Genomic DNA, 19,821 nt, shown 5'->3' on the forward strand with positions numbered 1-19,821 from the left:
ATATAGATGCAGCAGCAATACGATTTATGGATTGGTGGTCAGTGGCAGCAGGCTAGTCAATATGAGACTTTGTATAATCCGTATAACGGGGAGGCTCTGACCCGTATTGGGCAGGGCTCACCGACCGATGCTGAACGTGCAATTGAAGCGGCTCATTCGGCGTTTGCTTCATACAGCTTAATGTCTGCATTTCAGCGCAGCGAGATTCTATACCGTGTGGCGGAAATATTCGGGCGGCGCAGGGAGGAATTAGCAGCTGTTATCGCGTTAGAGGCTGCTAAACCTCTAAAAGCGGCGAGGGCTGAAATTGTGCGGACTATTGAAACCTATAGGTTTGCCGCCGAAGCAGCAAAAAGCGTAACTGGAGAGCAGATTGCGATGGATGCGGCCGAGGGTGGTCAAGGTCGGATCGGATTTACGGTCCGATTGCCGCTCGGCGTTGTAACAGCAATAACCCCCTTTAATTTCCCGTTTAATCTAGTTGCCCATAAGGTTGGACCTGCTCTTGCAGCAGGCAATACCATTGTGCTGAAGCCTGCGGAGCAGACGCCAATCAGTTCGTTGCTGCTAGCAGATATTTTCACTGAGGCTGGTCTGCCTCCCGGTGTGCTTAATATCGTAACCGGCAAAGGTGCGGAGCTGGGCGAGGTATTGACGAGTCATCCCCTTGTGAAGAAAGTCAGCTTTACTGGTAGTCATGCGGTTGGCGAAATCATTCTGCGGCGAGCGGGATTGCGGCGCACGACATTGGAGCTTGGATCTAATGCGGCTCTTATTGTAGATAAGGGAACTGATGTGGATGCGATAATCGATCGTTGCGTAAGCGGAGCATTCGGTTATAATGGGCAGGTTTGTATTTCGTTACAGCGCATTTTAGTTCATCAATCGCTCTACTCTCGTTTTGTGGAACGATTCGCAGCGGCAGCCTTCAAGCTCGTAATAGGTTCACCGTTGGAAGAAAATACGGACATTACCTCCCTTATATCAGATAAGGCGGCTGAACGGATTGCTTTATGGGTTGAAGAAGCGGTTACGGCGGGTGCTTCAGTAGTAACGGGTGGACAGTTATCGAGGGACAAGGAGAAGGGGAACAATATTTATACGCCTACTGTCCTGACTGATGTCCCCCATTCAGCTAAAGTATGGACCGAAGAAGTATTTGGGCCTGTGGCAGTCATTCAGTCCTTCGGTGACCTGCCTGAAGCGATCCGTGAAGTTAATGCATCTCGTTACGGCTTAATGGCGGGCGTGTATACGCCGGATATTAATAGCGCCTTTATGGCAGCCCGTCAGTTAGAGGCGGGAGGGGTCGTCATTAACGACATCCCGACTTTCCGTGTTGACCATATGCCGTATGGCGGAGCGAAGGACAGCGGTAAGGGAACCGAGGGAGTCAGCTATGCGATACAGGAGATGACGCAATTAAAGCTGATTTCATTTAACTTGAGTTAGATTTGCTGATCAGTTTCGCTATATCCATTTCGGAATAACCTCAAACATAAAGAGCTTTCGCTATCCAAAAGACAGCGAAAGCTCTTTATGTTTGAAATGAAATGTTACAGAAAAATGAGCAACAGTATTCCTGCAACGAAGCAGTAATAAGCGAAGTACTTCAAATTTCCTCTAGCCATAATCCCCATAAACCAACGCATGGAGAAGTAAGTGACGATTAGAGTGGTAAGGAATGCAATAAGGTAGGGAATAGCCAGCTGCGAGCGGTTCGGATCGCTTGCGATATCGGAAGCGCCCAGCACGAGTCCGCCTATACTTATTGGAATATAGAGCATAAATGAAAATTTCAGAGCCGTTTCTTGCTTCATCCCAACGGCGATAGAGGTAATGACCGTCGCGCCTGAGCGGCTTATGCCGGGAATAAGGGCAATAGCTTGGGCAAGACCGACGAGCACTGCGTCCTTAGTCGACAAGTCGCCGTCCATTTTGCGACCGCGAAGGTTACGGATTAGCCATAATGCGACCCCCGTAAGCAGTAGGGCGATAGAAACCGTATGAACAGACGAAAATATTTCTTCAATTTTATCCTTGAATAGTGCAGCAACGATTACGGCTGGAATGGTACCAATGATAATGTACAAGCAGAATAGGAAATCCGCCTTATATTCTGCTTTGCGAGTGAGAAGGAAACGAACAGCACCCACGATCAGGTTCCCGATATCTTTCCGGAAAATAAAACAAATTGCAATTAGGGAAGCCGTGTTTGTTAAGATTTCAAACGACAGCCCGTTCTGCTTAATGCCGAGTAGTTTCTGAGCGATGATCAAATGACCGCTTGACGAGACGGGAATAGGCTCTGTCGCACCTTGAACGAATCCTAGAAACAGATACTTAAACCACAGTATGATATCTTCCAAAGCTACACCCTACTTTTTTTCATGATACAGATTATAATATCGTAATCTATGAATAGATGACAATAGAGCTAGAGAATTGGTTTTGTAATATTAAGAAGTATTAATCAGCCTAAATATTCGTGTATAATTTACAAGTAGTGGTCTATTATCTCAAATTGAGTAGGTGATTGAGTGAAGAAATTAGTTTATTTGTTGGTTGGTATTTTTCTTATGAGTAGTATCATCCAGTTGGTAGTACCTGTAGCCTCAGCGACTTCATCAACGTATTCAGGTAGGCTTAAAGGGGAGCAGCTAGGCTTTGCTTATGCGGACGAATCGGGAAAGCGTTTGTTAGGATTTCGCAGCAATAATCCTAAACGTTTTGTGCAAGCATACTATGCCCCGGGCAAAGCATTAAATGTTAAATATGTGAAGCATCAGACTAGGACGGAAGAAAGTAATGGCCGACAAACCCAGTGGAATTTTGATCAGGATGAGGGGGATTTGTTTAATATCGTTAAGGGGAAAATTCCGGGCAATGAGAGCGTTCTGCTCGCGGAGAAAAATGCTTTTCAAGGCCACGAATTTCTGAAATATAAGCCTGTAAGTAAAGGTTCTTTATCCAAAAGCATCGTTAGTAATATCGAGAAGGCGAAGAAGCGTAAGGTGGCAACGCAAGCGTTGATTGGTCAAGCATCTGGGGAAGTAGAGATTGCCCTTGTTGTGTTCGAGAGAATTAAAGGGAAAGCCCCATTGGCGAGTCTCGTGTTGTCAACCAAATCGGGGCTTTTCTTCGAGGATTTCATCGGTAATGACAATGAGATGTCCACTTGGCGCGTTGATGATGGTGGAACAATAACAGCGGAAATGTTTAAGATTCTATTCGTCTCCAAGTCGAAGGCAGGTTACTCATTCGGCTTCGAGTGGGGCGGTGCCGAGGGCTATGCATTGAAGGTTCTCCAGCAGAAAGGTAAGCTATTCCGCACCGTGCTGGAAGACTCTCGTTATGCCGCCCCGGTGTGATGAATGATGGAGTAAAAAAACATGCTTAAATCTAAAAGTGTTGGTACAGGAGATTCCTGCATCAGCACTTTTTTTATTAGCGATGCTAGACAGTTTATAATCTACCGTATCCTACCATATCCTACCATATCCTACCATATCCTACCGTATCCTACCGTATCCTACCGTATCCTACCGTATCCTACCGTATTCCACTACTTCCGCTACAATCTGCACCCAATACATTCCGCAACCGATTACGACCTCTAACGAACTGTATCGTCCTTATTACCAATAAATGGACTACTTATTTTTTCTTACGAACTCCAGTGGCGCTATTGAGTAAAATATAGGGAGAAAGGGGCTACTTTACTGGATATAAGATGTCACGGAGTCAACCGTTTATGCTTGATATATTATTGGCCGATATCTATCAACTATATTTTATAATGCTAGGAAAATATACCCATATATAGTACTATGTATTGGGAGAACATTATAGCGGGGGACGATATGAAAGAGGATTGAACGGAGTTGGGTTGGAGAGGCTGTTGCAAAATGTTGAATGAAGAAAATGTTTGATCAGACAGCTAGAGTTTTGGCAAAACCACAAAATATAAAAGGGTGAGTAGCACGAATGGAACGGTTTTGGGGAGCTTGTTTTGTATTATTGATTATATTGTATGGTTCTCAAGCGATATCAGGGGATTTTGATGAAGCTTATAATCAAAAGGTAATTCTTTCTTCATATGCGGTTGTAGGTGAGATTGATAACATTTTTGATTCTAGTAAGTTGGAAGCTGAAAGCTACAATAAGAGCTATGAAAAAGCGAGTTTAGTCGCTGCTATTGAGGACTATAAGCCTTCACTTAAAAAGCTGACTGCCGGCAATAGACGGACAATTGCCTCCGCGTTCGGAGAAACAGATTTACGTTATCATATCAAATTGAAATCGGGTAACTTTGTACCAACCACACTCGATTTTTCAACTAATATTCTTTACAACTATTCATATATCGTTAACACGCCGTCTAAATTGCTTCATAATATTAAGACTGATTTTGCAATGGAGAAGGAATTTGCCGGTTCAGGTGCTCTTATTCGTGAGATAGGGACGGGGATGAAGTTTACGTTCCTCGCGTGGGACATCTTACATGCGATTACTGGATTGGGAGTAGCGTTTGTTATGCTGTTTGTAGGTTGCTTCATTGGTCTATTATTCCACCCTATAGATAGCGTCGTGAACTTTTTCCCAGTGTTATGGAATCTTTGCGTTACGACTTGGCATGCAATTTCCTATATATTTAACTTATTTAAATAAGACCCCTCTACCCCGCAACAAAACCCCCACAACCATTAGCGGTTGTGGGGGTTCTCTTCTCTTACACCTAATTATATCCTAAGACTGAACAATTACGTTAACTTCATGAGGACGGTAAACCGACAGTAGCTTACCATTGCTATCAGTAGCAAACATTACTGTACGCTCGCTCTCTAGCGTGAAGGAATACGTTTGATTCGTAGTCGGATTTGTTATGCGAATGTCGGTATCTGCACCGAACTCGGAAACGATGATAAATAAATCGCCATCGTTGAAGCTTAGCTTACGACCATATACGCCTGTGTATTCGCCGCCTTGCTCCCAGATAAGCTCAGGTGTAACGCCTGCTTGTTGGATCGCGTGACGGTACAATGTGGCGATAGAATCCGTACGATCGTTCATTTCTACAGGCAATCCGCACCAGAGAAGCTTACCTTTACCGAGCTTCACCTCTTGCACAGTGGAAATGGATTTTGAAGCTTTAACATTTGCTTCAGCTAACACAACTTCTTTCGCTAGCTTGGCAATTTTACGTCCTCCATAAGAGAGAGGTACATTCTGTCCATCTAGTGTGAACATTTCTTCGCGCAACACATTACCTAGCTTACGGGTGCCGAGCTCCTCACTAAGACGTTCAATCTTATGCCAGTATTCGTCCAAACTGATTGGTCCGGTGAATAGAAGTGTTGTATCGTGCTTAGAGACATGGTCAAGCAGCTGCTCCATAGCCGCGTCACTGAAGTTATGCGGACTTGGCACGATTATCAGCTTCGCAGGCTGTTCGTTTAACGCATCCAGCTGATATTCGCCCATGGCGCGGAAATGCACATTCATATCGTAAGCGAGCACTCGCGTTGCGCGGCTCGTTGCTTCGACCGCGAAGCGACGGTTGGATAGATCGTTTGAGTAAGGGAAAACCATCACGATATCCTCTAGCTTACGCCCTACGAACAAGTCGCGGATTTCGCCCATGAATTGACCGAAATCGTAGGATACGTTCGCTTCAGGTTTTTCTGTACCATCTGCACGTAGTGCCCCAATATTCGATTCATTAACGTTGTTCATGAAGTAATTGGTGTTCCACAGCCATTGGACCGCTCCAGCACCACCAGTGGAAAATGCATAAGCATATTTACGTTCAAGCATATTACGCAATTCCTCTTCGCTCCGCTTAGCCATTCCATCCGGCGTTTCCACATACATGATGCCCGTTTCCTGAATGACATTCGGCTTGTACGGTGTCTTGGCGAATATACCATCCCACAAGAGCTGATCCATCAGCCACCAAGAATGGTTGGTCGTGTAATCCATCGCTTCTTCATAGAAAAATGGGGATGGGCGCTGAGCATTTAATCCCTCGTCCTGCCCAATTGTAATGAGCTGATTAGGTGCGATAGAACGGATTGTTGCATTGATCTCATTCGCCCAACGATTCAGCATGTCCATTGAAAATAACGAATAGTCCAGCCAACGAGTGCCTTTTTTACCAGAATGCATATCCTGTACGTCCGAATTGATCTCAATGGCTTCTGGGATGGTGACGGATTCGAAATCAGGAAGAGTGGCTGGTGTCATACCCCAACGTTCCTGGAGTACACGAATCGATTCGTGACGATTTTTCAGCCATTCGATATAAGCCTTCTTCTCAAAAGGATCGTTAGAGCTGCGCGGGCCTTTAGAAAAAATTTGCTTCGGATCAAACATGGATGGTTCGTTGATCAGATCCCAATGGACGTTCGACGTGTGTGTATGGCGTGACACGATCGATACGATAAAACGTTTTTGCGCTTCTACACTACGCGGATCGAGGTAGGGATTTAAGCCTTCCCATAGCTCTGGCGTGAACGAGAAGAAGCAGAATGTTAGCTCTAAATCGTGCTTCTTCGCCGTCATGACAAAAGCGTCAATCGCCCGCAAAACTTCTTCCGACGCATGACCATCGAGTAGCATGATTTGTCGGTATGCTGTCCATATGCCGGTACGAATATAGTTAATGCCAGCATTTTTCATCGCAGCCATGTCTCGATCCCATACCGCTACATTCGGCAGGAATAGGAAGTTGCGCGCTACGTCGCTGGTCATATAGGTCATACCTACGAGAGGTAAAGGACGACCATTTTTGTAGAAATAGTCACGATCGCAGGTTAGCATTTCGCCTTCTCGCAGCATTTGCTCATCCCAGCACCAAATACTTTGACGCAACGTCTTCTGTTCTCCCGTGTTTGAAATCAGATCGGCGCGCATCGTATATTGCCCCGCAGTTAATTCTAACGGTACGTTAATCGTAATCGACTGTTGCTCATTAGAGCTTGCCAAAGTGTACGATTGTGTCCATTCGGCATGAGGCTCACCGCTCTCGTCTTTACCGAAGATAAGCTTCAAAGTCCATTCTTTATTGGAGCGATCTTGGAGTGAAGGGGCATGGCTACCGAGTGCTTGCCATTGGAACTTAAACTTAGCACGATCGCCCGGATCATAGCTGGCATATCCCGGTTTTAACCATACTTCCGTAACGCCGCGGGAACAATACTCTGCCCATGCTAATATGGCATCCCCGCCATCAGCATTCCAGAACGATGCTCGAAGTGGCTGATTGACGAACATCCACCGTCCTCCGGCATATACTCCCCGATTATTTTCGAGTAAAACAACCGGAGCTGCTACTGTACGGCCTTCTTTAGATATGGCAGTTACAAGGGGGTGAATATGAGCGTTCATCGGTCCTAAAGAGCCCATTTCATGTGGTATCGAAGTTTCCTTCGTCACATGTAGAATCAAACTGAATGTCGGCTCAATGGTTAACCCGCTAATGTAGGGCGCAAATACGGGATTGTCTGTTGTGGCTACATAATGGTCAAAAGGTTCAGGCTGAACCGGCATCGCCTCATGAATGTTTAATTGCTGATGGTAGGACGTTTGTTCAAGCTCGACCTGCCATTGTCCATTTTCACGGTACACGGGAATACGGAACGGAGCTCCTCCAGTACTTAGTAAAGAGCCTCCACGCTCCAAATAACTTACGATATGATTCCAGCTATTTTTAGGGAAATAGGGTGCATGCAAGTTAACGAAGCATCCGCCCTCTAACGATGTGAGAGCTTGGTCAAGCTCATCGGCGCTGACGAGATGTGCTCCTTCTTGGAGCTTTCTTAAAGATGCTTCATTGATATCGTCTCCATGATAAGGAAGTGATGGATCATATAAAACAACGATGTTATTCATAGTTGATTGTCCCCTTTCGACACGATACTCATAATAAACAAACATTATCATGTCTCAAAGATTAGAAATATAAAAAAAACAATGGAAATGTCCAATAATCTACGGGAAACCTAATGGAAAATGGATAAGAATCTCGACAGGTTAGCGTGTTTCGCTTTGAGATTATGTATGCTATATTCATTTTCTGAAAGGATGTAGGGGAAGATGATATTCGAATGGGAATGAGGTGAACACAATCGTGGCACGTAAGGTTGGGAAGCGATTTATTAGTTTGCAGCACAAGATTTTGTTTTTCACATTGATTATGGTGCTTATTCCACTGATGGTGGTTGGCATTTTGTCTTATGTAAAATCATCAGAAATTATCCGTCAGAAGGTTAGCGTGTCTGACTTAAATACGGTAACGCAAATTGGGCAAAACCTTGAATTTATGTTTGATTACTTTAATGACACCTATCTTTTTATGACGCAATCAACCGAAGTAAGGCGATTTCTGAAAATGAGGACGGACGTCGACCCGATAGCCTATAACGATCAGAAATCAATAACGGAGCAGCTACTGACGAATTTACCAAATATGAAAACCTTCTTGCATTCCATTCAGCTCGAAGGATTGTACGGTAACCGATTAAATGCACGAGGAGCTGTGCGTTCGTTAGAGCCCGAGAAAGTTGCTGAGATATTAATAAGCAAAGGGAAGCCGATTTGGTATTCTAATGAAGTCGTATTGGGCAATGGGAGGAAAAAGAAGGTCATTACGTATGAGAGGGAGATTAAAGACATTAATAATATCTCCATTCCACTTGGTGTTCTACAAATGAATATGGATCTGGAAGCCGTTAATCGATTGCTGGAGAGCCGTCTTAGCGGTAATGCTGATGGATTTTATCTGTTAGATGAGAATAATTCCATCGTTGCATCTACAAACGTGAATCACGAAAACAATGTAATTTCAGATATTATTGGTGGCCCACTGTCGATGGGAAATCCAGAGGGGTATATGGAGCTGAAGATCAATGGGACTCCTTATCTCGTAACCTACGATAAGATTAAACCCTTGGAGTGGCATGTGCTCCATCTCGTGCCAGCACAAGAATTGCTGAAAGAAAATCAAATCATACTTCAAATTATTATCATTACGATTATTATTACCTTTTTCGTGTGCGCGGTAATGGCCTTTCTATTCTCCAGACAAATCATCTGGCCAATTCGAAAGCTTAGCCGTTTGATGAGCCAGGTAGAAGGGCAAGATTTTAAAGCCCGCATTACAGTATCAGGGAACGATGAGATTACGCAATTAGAGCTGAGCTTTAATAAAATGCTTGTCCGCTTGCAGGAATTGATTTCAGAAGTATACACAGCGCAGATTAATAAGAAGGAAGCGGAATTAAAAGCCTTCCAAGCGCAAATAAATCCACACTTCCTCTATAACACATTGGACACGATTTACTGGATGAGCCGTATGGAGAAAGCATTCGAGACATCGGAGCTTGTGCAGGCATTATCAAAGCTGTTCCGTCTTAGCCTGAATAGTGGACGAGAAATAACGACCGTTCGCGATGAGGTCGAGCATCTTCACCATTATGTCGTTATCCAGCAAAAAAGGTATGAGGATATGATTGATTTTCAAATTTCAGTTGATGAAGAAACGCTGGATTGCCATACGGTGAAATTAATTTTACAGCCGATTGTTGAGAATGCGATTGTACATGGGATTGAGAAGAAGGGTGACTCTGGTATTATCCGTGTGGAAATCAAGCGTGAAGACGATTTCCTCGTTTTCTATATTTACGATTCAGGTGATGGTGTTGATCTTGAGGACATCCAACGCTATCTAGAGCAATATGGCGAGAACAACAAAGGATTTGCCGTGAAAAATATGAATGACCGTATTCAATTGTATTTTGGCACACAATACGGTATTGAGTTTATGAACCAGCCAGAAGGAACGGTCGTTAAAGTGGTACAACCTTGGTTTAGGGGAGAAATGACAGATGATCAAGCTGATGATCGTAGATGATGAATCCATTATTCGCAAAGGAATTCGTACCTCCATTGATTGGTGGGCTTTGCAAGTGGAAATTGTGGGCGAAGCACGCAATGGCAAACAGGCGTTGGAATTGGTGGAGCAATTAAAGCCAGATATTGTGCTCACCGACATTCGCATGCCGCACATGGACGGATTAGAATTCGCGCAGCAACTAAAGCAGCAATTCCCGTATATCAAAATCATTATTTTAAGTGGATATGATGATTTTAACTATGCCAGGAAGGCACTGAAGATTGGTGTGACCGAATATCTAATGAAGCCAGTAGGTGCGGAGGAATTAACTGCACTTGTCAGCAGAATTGGGGCAGAGATTGCCGAGGAAAAGCGTCAAAATGAAAAAGAGCAAAGCAATCAATTTCTGATGCGTGAGAATTTCCCTTTAATTCAGCGAAAGTGGCTAAACCGCTTGTTAAAAGGGGAAACCAGAATCAATGATGCGATGCTGGATAAAGCCAATCAGCTGCGCATTCCTTTAGATGGTCCAGAGTACGGAGTCGTCGTTGTGGATGTCGATGATTTCCGGTTAAATACAGAGCATGTTTCGGATCGAGAAAAGGAATTGATCCATTATTCCATTAACAACATTGTAGAGGAAGTATTCTCGTCGGTGTTTCTATGCACGGCCTGTCACAGTGATTTCGACAACATTAATGTGCTGTTGAATGCCAATATGCAGAATAAGCACCGTATCATGGAATGCTGTAACGAAGCGCAGCGTTGCATAGCACGTTATATGAAGCTGTCCGTCACGATCGGTGTAGGTAATTATGTGAGCCAGCTTTCCGAAATTCAGGAGAGCTATCGTCAGGCCGTATACGCCATGCAATGTAAGGTTTACCGTGGTAAAGGGCAAATTATTGCTTACCATGAGGTGGAATCGGAAATTCAAGGGGAGTCATCCAAGCGTGCGGTTCTGCTACCATCAGAGGATGAGAAGGAATTGCTGGAATACCTGAGCACCATGGATAAAGAGAAGATCGACGAGCTGCTCGAAAATCGGTTTACGCAGTTTGCTCAGTCCTTTGTCTCGTATGAGAATATTAAGAACATAAGCCTGAAATGGGTCATATTAGCGATAGCGCATTTGGAGCAAATGGGGATAGACCTCAGTGGCAGTAAGCAATTGGTCTTGAATCCCTACACTGAAATCGAAAAATATGAAACGACTGACGATATCCAGCGATGGTTAGGCGGTTTATTTACTTTATTTATCGATTCGATCGCAGCATACAAAAATGTACGATATAAAAACATCGTTTCCGTTGCTATTAAGTATATCCAAGAGCATTACTCAGAAGAAATAAGGCTGGAGGATATTTCTGCTCAGGTTTTTGTGACGCCGAATTATTTTAGCCGAATTTTCAAGGAAGAGACAGGACAGCATTTTACGGAGTGGTTAAATAAGTACCGTGTGGAGAAGGCAAAGATATTATTGAAGGATGTTAGCGCGAAAATTTATGAAGTAGCGGAACGGGTAGGCTACAACGATTACAAATATTTCACGCATATTTTTAAAAAGGCCACAGGGTTAACGCCGAAAGAGTACCGAAATCAGCTCTAAATAATCAAACGGATAGATTAACGGATGTTTTCATAGATATGTCTACTTATTTAACCCCGAATCTTTTATATACTCACCTTATCATCAAATGAAGCAAGCTCAAACATAAAGGGGGAGTTGTTTTTGAAGAAAAGTTTAAGAGGGTTAACGTCATCTGTGCTTATTGCGAGTGTGGTGCTTCTGGCAGCCTGTGGTTCGAATGACTCTAAAGAGGGAACAGACGGAGCAAAGCCGAAAGAGAAAATTAAATTCATGCACATGTATGATAAAAACTCTTCGCAACCAAGTCACCAAGCGGATCTGATCGAAAACTTCAAAAAAGAACATCCAGATGTAACCTTTGAAGAAGAAATTCAATCTCATGATAATTATGAAACGAAAATTAAAACATTGGCTGCAGCAAACGGATTACCAGATGTGTTTCTCGTTAAACCATCGATGATATCGACGTTCGTAGACAATGAATTACTTCTTCCGCTTAATGATCTGTTAGACAAGAGCGAAGACTGGAAGAATGGTTTCGTTGAGGGAATTATAGAGCCTTATACGATTGATGGCAAAACATATGGCGTTCAAATGTCAGGCGGTCCTACACATGTTATTTATTACAACAAGGATTTGATCGCTAAAGCGGGATTCTCAGAATTCCCGAAAACTTGGACTGAGTTCGAAGCATTAATTAAAGAGCTGGTCAAACAAAAGATTACGCCAATTGCACTTGGTAACAAAGGAAAATGGGTTGCGAATTCCTCCTACATTAGCACATTAGGCGACCGCTTCACGGGTACGGAATGGTTTAACAGCCTAGTTGCTAATAACGGCGCGAAATTTACAGATCCTGAATTCGTACAAGCGTTGAGCACATTGCAAAACCTTGTAAACATCGGTGCATTTAACAAGGATATGAACAGTATCGATAACAATCAACAAAGAACTATTTATTATAACGGTAAAGCAGCAATGTTTATTGAAGGCTCTTGGGCAGCGAATGCTGTTGAAACAAGTGCACCGAAAGAAATTGTAGAGAAAACAGGTCTAGCAGTATTCCCTGCAATTGAAGGAGCTAAAGGTGCACAGAACAGTGTATCCGGCGGCGGTGGTTGGGCTTATGCAGTCAATGCCAAAGTAGATCCAGCGAAATTGGATGATATTCAAAAATTGCTAAAAAGCTTAACTGATTCTAATGCTGCGAAATTGGTGCTTGAGTATGGAGATATTCCTTCTAGTAAAGTAGAGAACATCGAAAGCCTTGAGCTAACACCAATGAGCAAAGAGCTTATTAAATTGCTTGAAACAACGAAATATTCTCCAATCTATGATACTCGTTTGTCTCCAGGCTTGACGGAGCTAATGAATACAACAATGCAAGATCTGATGATTGGTAAATACACGCCTCAACAAGCAGCAGAGATTATGCAGAAGGAATACGAGAGCGAATTGAAGTAATAAAAAAGCGTTTATCGATATTCTCCTGAGCATAATGCTCAGGAGAATATTATTTTCAAAGTTCAAAGGAGGAGCAGCATGAATGATTCATCGGCCATCCGCCCCAAACGGATTACATTCTTAATCTATTTGTTGCCGAGTATAATATTGTTTGCTTTTATGGTTCTCGTTCCGGTCCTCTTAGCTGTACGTTACAGCTTTTTTAAGTGGTCTGGTGGTCCCAAAATGGAATTCATCGGGCTCGATAATTATAAGGTTTTGATTACAGATGGCAATTTCTGGAATGCTTTTGTGAACAATTTACTTATTGTCTTTTTTAGTGTGTTCGGTCAGATTGGAATAGCTTTCGTTATCAGTATTTTCTTGATGTCGAAGGTTGTGAAGTGGAAAGGATTTCATCGTACCGTCATCTTCATCCCCGTCGTTCTTTCATCCGTCGTAATCGGGTTTTTATGGGGAATGATTTATAACCAGGATGCAGGGATGCTGAACTGGATGCTACGGACCATCGGCTTAGAGTCGTGGATAAAACCATGGCTGGATGATCCGAATCTTGTTATGTACTCCGTTACGGTACCGATTGTTTGGCAATATATCGGGTTCTACCTGATTATCTTTCTGGCTGCCATGCAAAGCATTAATAGTGAGGTCTATGAGATGGCCGAGCTTGATGGTGCAACAGGATTTAAGAAAATGCGATACATTACACTTCCGTTATTGTCCTCCACGATAAAAATCGCCATCATGCTCTGTATTGCAGGGAATATGAAGGCGTTCGATAGCATTTTCGTTATGACAGGTGGCGGACCGGGCAGCAGCTCGACCGTTATGGCACAGTATGCATACGACACTTCGTTTAAATCGTACAAGCTTGGTTACGGTAGTACAATATCCGTCGGCATTATGGTCTTAAGCGTTGGTTTGATTATTATTAGCCGTATGATTGGAGGGAGAAACCGTGACTAAGGCAGCAAATAGAATCGGGCAAATCGGGGTTAACGTCTTTTTGTTCGCTATATCATTGTCGTGTATTTTCCCTTTAATATGGATGCTTTACTCTTCCTTAAAAACTTCGCAAGAATTTAATCTCAATATTATGTCATTGCCTTCTAACCCTCAGTTCCAAAACTATATTGATGCGTTCAAAATAGGGAAGATGGGCACGTATTTCTGGAATAGTGCTTTTGTTAGCTTGTTTACTGTTGTTTTCACTATACTATTTGGCTTTTTTACAGCCTATATTATCGCGCGGTTTAAGTTTCCTTTCCGCGGCATTATTTATTTCATGTTTTTGACGGGTATGCTTATTCCGATTCACGGCCTACTCATTCCCATCTTTGTTGAATTCAAAGCATTGGGCCTATTAGATAAGAAAATTACGCTCATTTTTCCTTATGTAGCCTTTAATTTATCGATGGCGGTTTTCCTGTTCGAGAACTTTATTAAGACGGTACCGATTGATGTAGAGGAAGCGGCTTGTATCGATGGTAGTAGCTCAACAAACACGGTAATGCGCATCGTATTTCCACTCTGCTTACCAGTTATTTCGACGGCGATCATCTTATTTTTCCTTGGCGCTTGGAACGAATTCCCGTTTGGGCTTGTACTGATTAAGAGTCCGGAATTGCGAACCTTGCCAATCGGTCTCACTAATTTCAACGGACAGTATACAGCCAACTATACGCAGATGCTAGCGGCAATGGTTATTGTGGTCTTGCCTGTTGTAGTTGTTTACTTGGCCTTTGCCAAGAAGGTTATGCAGGGAATGACAGCTGGTGCTGTAAAAGGATAAGGAGAGCTGAATGATGGAGCGTTTTAGACTGCCGAAAATTGATTTAGGTTCATTTCCCCTTCCCGAAGGTGTAGAGAAGGTATTACAAACGGCAGAGCAGAAGCTGGCGCATCGCCCTAAGCTGCTTAAGCTGTTTAAGAATTGTTTTCCTAATACGTTAGAAACGACGACCAAATTGATGGATGACGGTACGACCTTTGTAATAACAGGCGATATTCCAGCTATGTGGCTACGTGATTCTGTTGAACAGGTGCGTCATTACTTGCCCTTTGCCAAGGACGATGTAGAGCTACAACGGATTATTGGCGGTTTGATTCGACGTCAAATGTTTTATATTCTCAAAGATCCTTATGCTAATGCTTTTAATGAGGGGCCGAATGATTGGCATTGGGATGCTAATGATGAAACGGATATGTCCCCTTGGGTGTGGGAACGGAAGTTTGAACTAGACTCGATATGCTTTCCGATGCAGCTTGCCTACTCTTTATGGAAAGAAACCGGAAAGACAGACATATTCGATGAGAATTTCCGGCTAGCTATGCGTCAAACGGTTGATTTGTGGAAGGTGGAGCAGCGTCATGAGCAGCAATCGCCTTATACGTTCATGCGTCGGAATTGTCCTGCTATTGACACTCTTCGCAACGAAGGGAAGGGAATGTCAGTTAATTATACCGGAATGATCTGGTCTGGATTCCGTCCAAGCGATGATGCATGTGATTTCCATTATAATATTCCTTCGAATATGTTCGTTGTTGCAGTGCTTCGCCAAATGCAGGAGATTGCGCGATATGTGTTCCGTGACGAGCTATTCGTTAAGGAAATGGAAAAGCTTGAGGAAGAGATCGAGCATGGTATACGTCTATATGGTGTTGTTAATCACGCTAAATATGGACAAATATATGCCTATGAAACAGATGGATTCGGCAATCATTGCTTAATGGATGATGCAGGCACTCCATCGCTAATGTCGATCCCGTATCTCGGATACACAACGAATGAAGATCCGATTTATCAGAATACGCGGAAATTCATTCTTAGTAAGGATAATCCTTATTATTATGAAGGTAAAATAGCAAAAGGTATCGGTAGTCCTCATACACCACCTGACTATGTGTGGCATTTGGCGCTTTCTATGCAAGGATTGACAGCTTCCAGTAATGAAGAAATGATGGAAGTGATCAATATGATGGAAGCAACGGATGCGAATACCGGTTATATGCATGAAGGATTTCATGCCGACGATCCGGCGATATTTACACGATCATGGTTTGCGTGGTCCAACAGCATGTTCTCTATGCTAATATACAAGGCTATGGAACGTGATCTTTTTGATAATTAATCGTACCCCCCATTTGGGGGATTTTTTTATTTGGATAAAACTGCTATTATTAATGATTGAACAAAAGGTCGAAACTAGTCGATTTATAGGATTAGAATAAAAATGGTATTGGAGGACTAGAAATGAAGTTAGGGAAAACAATGAAGCATCTAAGAAGGTCACTCTTCAGTGTAATTCTAGTAATGGCACTATTGATAGGATCTGTAGCCAATGCGGCCGCATTTAAGGATGTGAACGAGGGTTATTGGGCAAGTAAACAGATTCAAGAATGGAACGACAAGGGTCTAATTAAAGGTTATGCAGATGGTTCGTTCAAGCCTAATGGCACAGTGACAAGAGCGGAATTTATGTCTTTTGTGAATAGTGGTTTTGGCTTTACGGAAGAAAAAGAGGTTAGCTTTAGCGATGTGAAAAAGGGAGCCTGGTATGAAGGGACTGTGAAGAAGGCAGTCGCTGCGGGCTATATTAGCGGTTCCCAAGACGGAACCATTAAACCGGACCTGTTGATCACTCGGCAAGAGGTTGCTACCATCATCGTGAAACTTGCTAAGCTTACAGGAAATGAAGCAGCGGCAGCCGTATTCAAGGATGAGATTCCACAATGGAGCAAGGAAGCGATTGGCGCTGTCGTGGAGCATGAATATATGAAGGGCTATGCCAACGGAACCTTTGGCCCATCCAAATCCATAACGCGTGCAGAAGCTATCGTTGTGCTTGACCGCGTGATTAAGGCCGTACAACCTGAGCTGTGGACGATTGATAAAGCAGGAACCCACGGTCCAGCGGAGGGGAAACAGATCGTAGAAGGTAACGTCAGCATTACAGCAGCAGGTGTGACGCTGCAGAATGTGACGATCAAAGGAAATCTAGTCATCGCGGGATCGGTTGGCGAAGGCGACGTCTTCCTTAAAGGCGTAACCGTTAAGGGAAATACCCAAATTAACGGTGGTGGAGAAAACAGTATACATTTGGATGACACGATTCTTGTCAATGTAACTGTTAACAAGAAGAGCGGTAAAATACGTATTGTTGTTAGAGGCGCTTCAAGCTTCGAAAGTATCACGTTAGATTCAAACGTATTGTTGGACTTAGGCAATAAAGTAACAGTTGAGAAAGCTATTATTAATGCGATTGCAAACATAATCGGTGAAGGTGCAGTAAATAAAGCCATCATCAATATCTCAGGCGTAACGTTCGACAAAGCACCGAAGAGCGTTGAGACGGCCAAAGACATTCAGGCTCCAACGATCAAACCTACTACCCCTATAATAATTGGTGGTGGTGGTAATGACGGTGGTGTTGTACGTGATACGACACCTCCTGTGTTATCCAATGTATCTTCCGTGTCCGTCTATATTGGTGGTAATGTATTGGCAACAAGTAATGAAGCAGGAAGCCTATACTTAGTTCCAGCAGCAACGGATAAAACTATCGCCGCCTTAAATGCAGCATTGGCAACGGGTGGTAGTAAAGTTACTGCTGTAGCAAATGTATCAGTTCGCTTAAGTACATTGAATTTCCCAGCAGGACAATATGTTGTGTATGCCGTAGATGCAGCAGGCAATATATCAATTGCATCGGAAGCTATTAAAGTCGAAGAAATACCTGCAGGCTCTATACCAATCGCAACCGAGAAAGACTTGGCTGATATTGGTGAAGATAGCGATAGTAGTCTAGGTGGGCACTATATTCAAGTTGCGGACATTGATTTAGGAAGTTTCAAAGAAGACGGGGGCTGGAACCCTATTGGATCAGAAGATCCATTCACAGGGGTTTTTAACGGTAACGGGTTCACAATATCTAATCTAAATATCGACAGGGAAGATTCAAACAAACAAGGCTTATTTGGCTTCATAAGTGATACTTCAATACTAATTAATGTTGCATTAGTAGGTGTGAAGGTTATAGGTCAATACAATGTCGGCGGCCTGGTTGGCTATAATGAAGGTATTATAGATAACAGTTATGTGACAGGGAATGTTTCAGGTCAAGGAGCTGTCGGCGGCCTGGTTGGAGTGAATGATGGTACTATAAAAAAGAGTTATACCAACGTTGTTATAGAAGGGTCTACAAGTGAAGGTGAAGAAGAAGACTACTACTCTTTCGGAGGCCTGGTAGGCGACAATTATGCTACTATAGTCGATAGTTATTCTATAGGAAATGTGTCAGGTCATTATTCTGTCGGCGGCCTGGTTGGCTATAATGAAGGTAAAGTAACTACCAGCCATGCCACAGGGGCTGTTACAGGTCAAAATGATTATGTCGGAGGCTTAGTAGGCGATAATTATGGCGAAATAACTGGTAGCTCTGCCACAGGTGCTGTTGCAGGTCAAGATTCTGTTGGAGGCTTGGTTGGAGCAAATGGTAATGAATGGTCTTGGGGTTCAATATCTACTAGCTCTGCCACAGGTGCTGTTACAGGTTTAAGTAATATCGGTGGACTGGTTGGTAAAAATTATGGCCCTATAAATGAGAGTCATGCCACAGGTGCCGTTACAGGTGAATCTGTTGTTGGAGGCTTAGTTGGCAATAACGGTAATAACGGTAATAACGGTAATAACGGTAATAAAGGTATTATAGACGTCAGTTATGCCACAGGGGCTGTTACATTGTCTTATACAGGTGATGTAATAGATGAAGAAAGGTACGGCGCATTCGGAGGCTTGGTTGGCTTGAATTCTGGCGAAATAACTAAGAGTTATGCCACAGGGATTGTTGTAAGTCAATTTTTTGTCGGAGGCTTAGTTGGCATAAATTTTGGCGGAATAACTGATAGCTCTGCTACAGTGGCAGTTACAGGTTTAGGTAATATCGGAGGCCTGGTTGGTTGGAATGGGAGTAATGCTTTTATTACTAACAGCTTTGCCACAGGCGCTGTAACAGGTCAATTTTTTGTCGGAGGCTTGGCCGGGCATAATGAAGGTGAAATAACTGATAGCTCTGCCACAGGGGCTGTTACAGGTGAAAGTGCTGTTGGAGGCCTGGTTGGTGGAAATTCTGGGCGTATTACTACCAGCTCTGCCACCGGGGTTGTTACAGGTAATGATTATGTCGGAGGTTTGGTTGGCGATAATGAGGGCTATATAGCATTCACCTATGCTAAAGGTAATGTTACTGGTAAAGACTATGTCGGAGGCTTGGTTGGCGGTAATGATGGCACCATCTATAAGAGCTATGCCTTAAATGCAGTGATAAGTAGTCTAGGTTCAAATTATGGTCGAATTACTGGTGAGAATTTTGAAAGCTTATCAAATAACTTTGCAAATCCAGATATGATCGAGCAATCTGGAAAAACATTTGGCGAAAAGGGTTTAGGTACTAAGGATGGAGAAGACATTTCTCCAACTGATTCTATTTTAATTGATCCGACTCAAACAATTAAAGATGAATATAATGATCAGGCACCCTAATTACTAAAATAACACAAACAGAACAAGAACCTATCGCATTTTGCGGTAGGTTCTTGTTCTTATTATTAGGTCAACCAGAGAGGGTTGGCCTTGTTTCTTAGGTGCTTAAAGATGGCGGTTGCCGGGAGAGCGTGCAGCTTCTAGGGGCGTTAGCTAACGAACCGGGATGAGCTTATTACCTCTAAAATGGCTTCTTATTTTTTTTAACGAGCTTCAATAGCTCTATTGAGTTGTTTTTAGGAGAAATAGAGCTACTTTGCTGCATATTAAATGACTGGGGTTCATTACAAAATAAAACCATCGTATTTTGAGCAAATAAGAGCTGCTAGG

General features: G+C 43.1%; 12 protein-coding genes. 10 read left to right on the forward strand and 2 right to left on the reverse strand.

What is annotated here, in order from left to right:
• Positions 1–6: 6 nt before the first annotated feature.
• Positions 7–1,452, forward strand: coding sequence for an aldehyde dehydrogenase family protein (locus KCTCHS21_RS03265; RefSeq protein WP_130605101.1), 1,446 nt, complete (start codon positions 7–9; stop codon positions 1,450–1,452).
• Between the two features lie 104 nt (positions 1,453–1,556).
• Here KCTCHS21_RS03265 and KCTCHS21_RS03270 read toward each other — a convergent pair whose 3' ends face one another.
• Positions 1,557–2,369: an undecaprenyl-diphosphate phosphatase gene (locus tag KCTCHS21_RS03270; RefSeq protein WP_130605102.1), complete on the reverse strand. Its 813-nt coding sequence runs from the start codon at positions 2,367–2,369 to the stop codon at positions 1,557–1,559.
• A 171-nt stretch (positions 2,370–2,540) separates the two neighbouring features.
• On the opposite strand from KCTCHS21_RS03270, the gene KCTCHS21_RS03275 reads away from it, so the two are divergent.
• On the forward strand, positions 2,541–3,371 hold the full coding sequence (locus KCTCHS21_RS03275; protein ID WP_130605103.1) for a hypothetical protein: 831 nt from the start codon (positions 2,541–2,543) through the stop codon (positions 3,369–3,371).
• A 616-nt stretch (positions 3,372–3,987) separates the two neighbouring features.
• Positions 3,988–4,671, forward strand: a complete 684-nt coding sequence (locus tag KCTCHS21_RS03280) for a hypothetical protein (RefSeq protein ID WP_130605104.1) — start codon at positions 3,988–3,990, stop codon at positions 4,669–4,671.
• Positions 4,672–4,749: 78 nt separating this feature from the next.
• On the opposite strand, the gene KCTCHS21_RS03285 is transcribed toward KCTCHS21_RS03280, so the two are convergent.
• A complete protein-coding gene (locus KCTCHS21_RS03285) occupies positions 4,750–7,893 on the reverse strand; it encodes a beta-galactosidase (protein ID WP_130605105.1) in 3,144 nt (1,047 codons plus the stop codon).
• A 238-nt stretch (positions 7,894–8,131) separates the two neighbouring features.
• On the opposite strand from KCTCHS21_RS03285, the gene KCTCHS21_RS03290 reads away from it, so the two are divergent.
• The 7 genes from KCTCHS21_RS03290 (at position 8,132) to KCTCHS21_RS03320 (ending at position 19,491) form a co-directional block, all read left to right on the forward strand.
• Positions 8,132–9,913, forward strand: a complete 1,782-nt coding sequence (locus KCTCHS21_RS03290) for a sensor histidine kinase (protein WP_232058057.1) — start codon at positions 8,132–8,134, stop codon at positions 9,911–9,913.
• Positions 9,888–11,504, forward strand: a complete 1,617-nt coding sequence (locus tag KCTCHS21_RS03295; protein ID WP_130605106.1) for a response regulator transcription factor — start codon at positions 9,888–9,890, stop codon at positions 11,502–11,504. Before KCTCHS21_RS03290 ends, KCTCHS21_RS03295 begins: the two co-directional genes overlap by 26 nt.
• 123 nt (positions 11,505–11,627) lie before the next feature.
• Positions 11,628–12,950, forward strand: a complete 1,323-nt coding sequence (locus KCTCHS21_RS03300; RefSeq protein WP_130605107.1) for an extracellular solute-binding protein — start codon at positions 11,628–11,630, stop codon at positions 12,948–12,950.
• Positions 12,951–13,028: 78 nt separating this feature from the next.
• On the forward strand, positions 13,029–13,916 hold the full coding sequence (locus tag KCTCHS21_RS03305) for a carbohydrate ABC transporter permease (RefSeq protein ID WP_130605108.1): 888 nt from the start codon (positions 13,029–13,031) through the stop codon (positions 13,914–13,916).
• Positions 13,909–14,742, forward strand: a complete 834-nt coding sequence (locus KCTCHS21_RS03310; protein WP_130605109.1) for a carbohydrate ABC transporter permease — start codon at positions 13,909–13,911, stop codon at positions 14,740–14,742. The genes KCTCHS21_RS03305 and KCTCHS21_RS03310 overlap by 8 nt, the downstream gene beginning before the upstream one ends.
• A gap of 13 nt (positions 14,743–14,755) precedes the next feature.
• Positions 14,756–16,081, forward strand: coding sequence for a glycoside hydrolase family 125 protein (locus KCTCHS21_RS03315; RefSeq protein WP_130616326.1), 1,326 nt, complete (start codon positions 14,756–14,758; stop codon positions 16,079–16,081).
• A gap of 122 nt (positions 16,082–16,203) precedes the next feature.
• The gene (locus KCTCHS21_RS03320) at positions 16,204–19,491 is read left to right on the forward strand and encodes an S-layer homology domain-containing protein (RefSeq protein ID WP_130605110.1); all 3,288 of its coding nucleotides are present in this window, start codon (positions 16,204–16,206) and stop codon (positions 19,489–19,491) included.
• Positions 19,492–19,821: the final 330 nt, after the last annotated feature.

Origin of the sequence: Cohnella abietis (genome assembly GCF_004295585.1) — a bacterium.
Classification (GTDB): Bacteria; Bacillota; Bacilli; order Paenibacillales; family Paenibacillaceae; genus Cohnella; species Cohnella abietis.

Bases quoted from the DNA above. Each gene is read 5' to 3' on its own strand.
- KCTCHS21_RS03280 (WP_130605104.1), top strand. From the start codon at position 3,988: ATGGAACGGTTTTGGGGAGCTTGTTTTGTATTATTGATTATATTGTAT.
- KCTCHS21_RS03315 (WP_130616326.1), top strand. From the start codon at position 14,756: ATGGAGCGTTTTAGACTGCCGAAAATTGATTTAGGTTCATTTCCCCTT.
- KCTCHS21_RS03305 (WP_130605108.1), top strand. From the start codon at position 13,029: ATGAATGATTCATCGGCCATCCGCCCCAAACGGATTACATTCTTAATC.
- KCTCHS21_RS03285 (WP_130605105.1), bottom strand. From the start codon at position 7,893: ATGAATAACATCGTTGTTTTATATGATCCATCACTTCCTTATCATGGA.
- KCTCHS21_RS03320 (WP_130605110.1), top strand. From the start codon at position 16,204: ATGAAGTTAGGGAAAACAATGAAGCATCTAAGAAGGTCACTCTTCAGT.
- KCTCHS21_RS03265 (WP_130605101.1), top strand. From the start codon at position 7: ATGCAGCAGCAATACGATTTATGGATTGGTGGTCAGTGGCAGCAGGCT.
- KCTCHS21_RS03295 (WP_130605106.1), top strand. From the start codon at position 9,888: ATGATCAAGCTGATGATCGTAGATGATGAATCCATTATTCGCAAAGGA.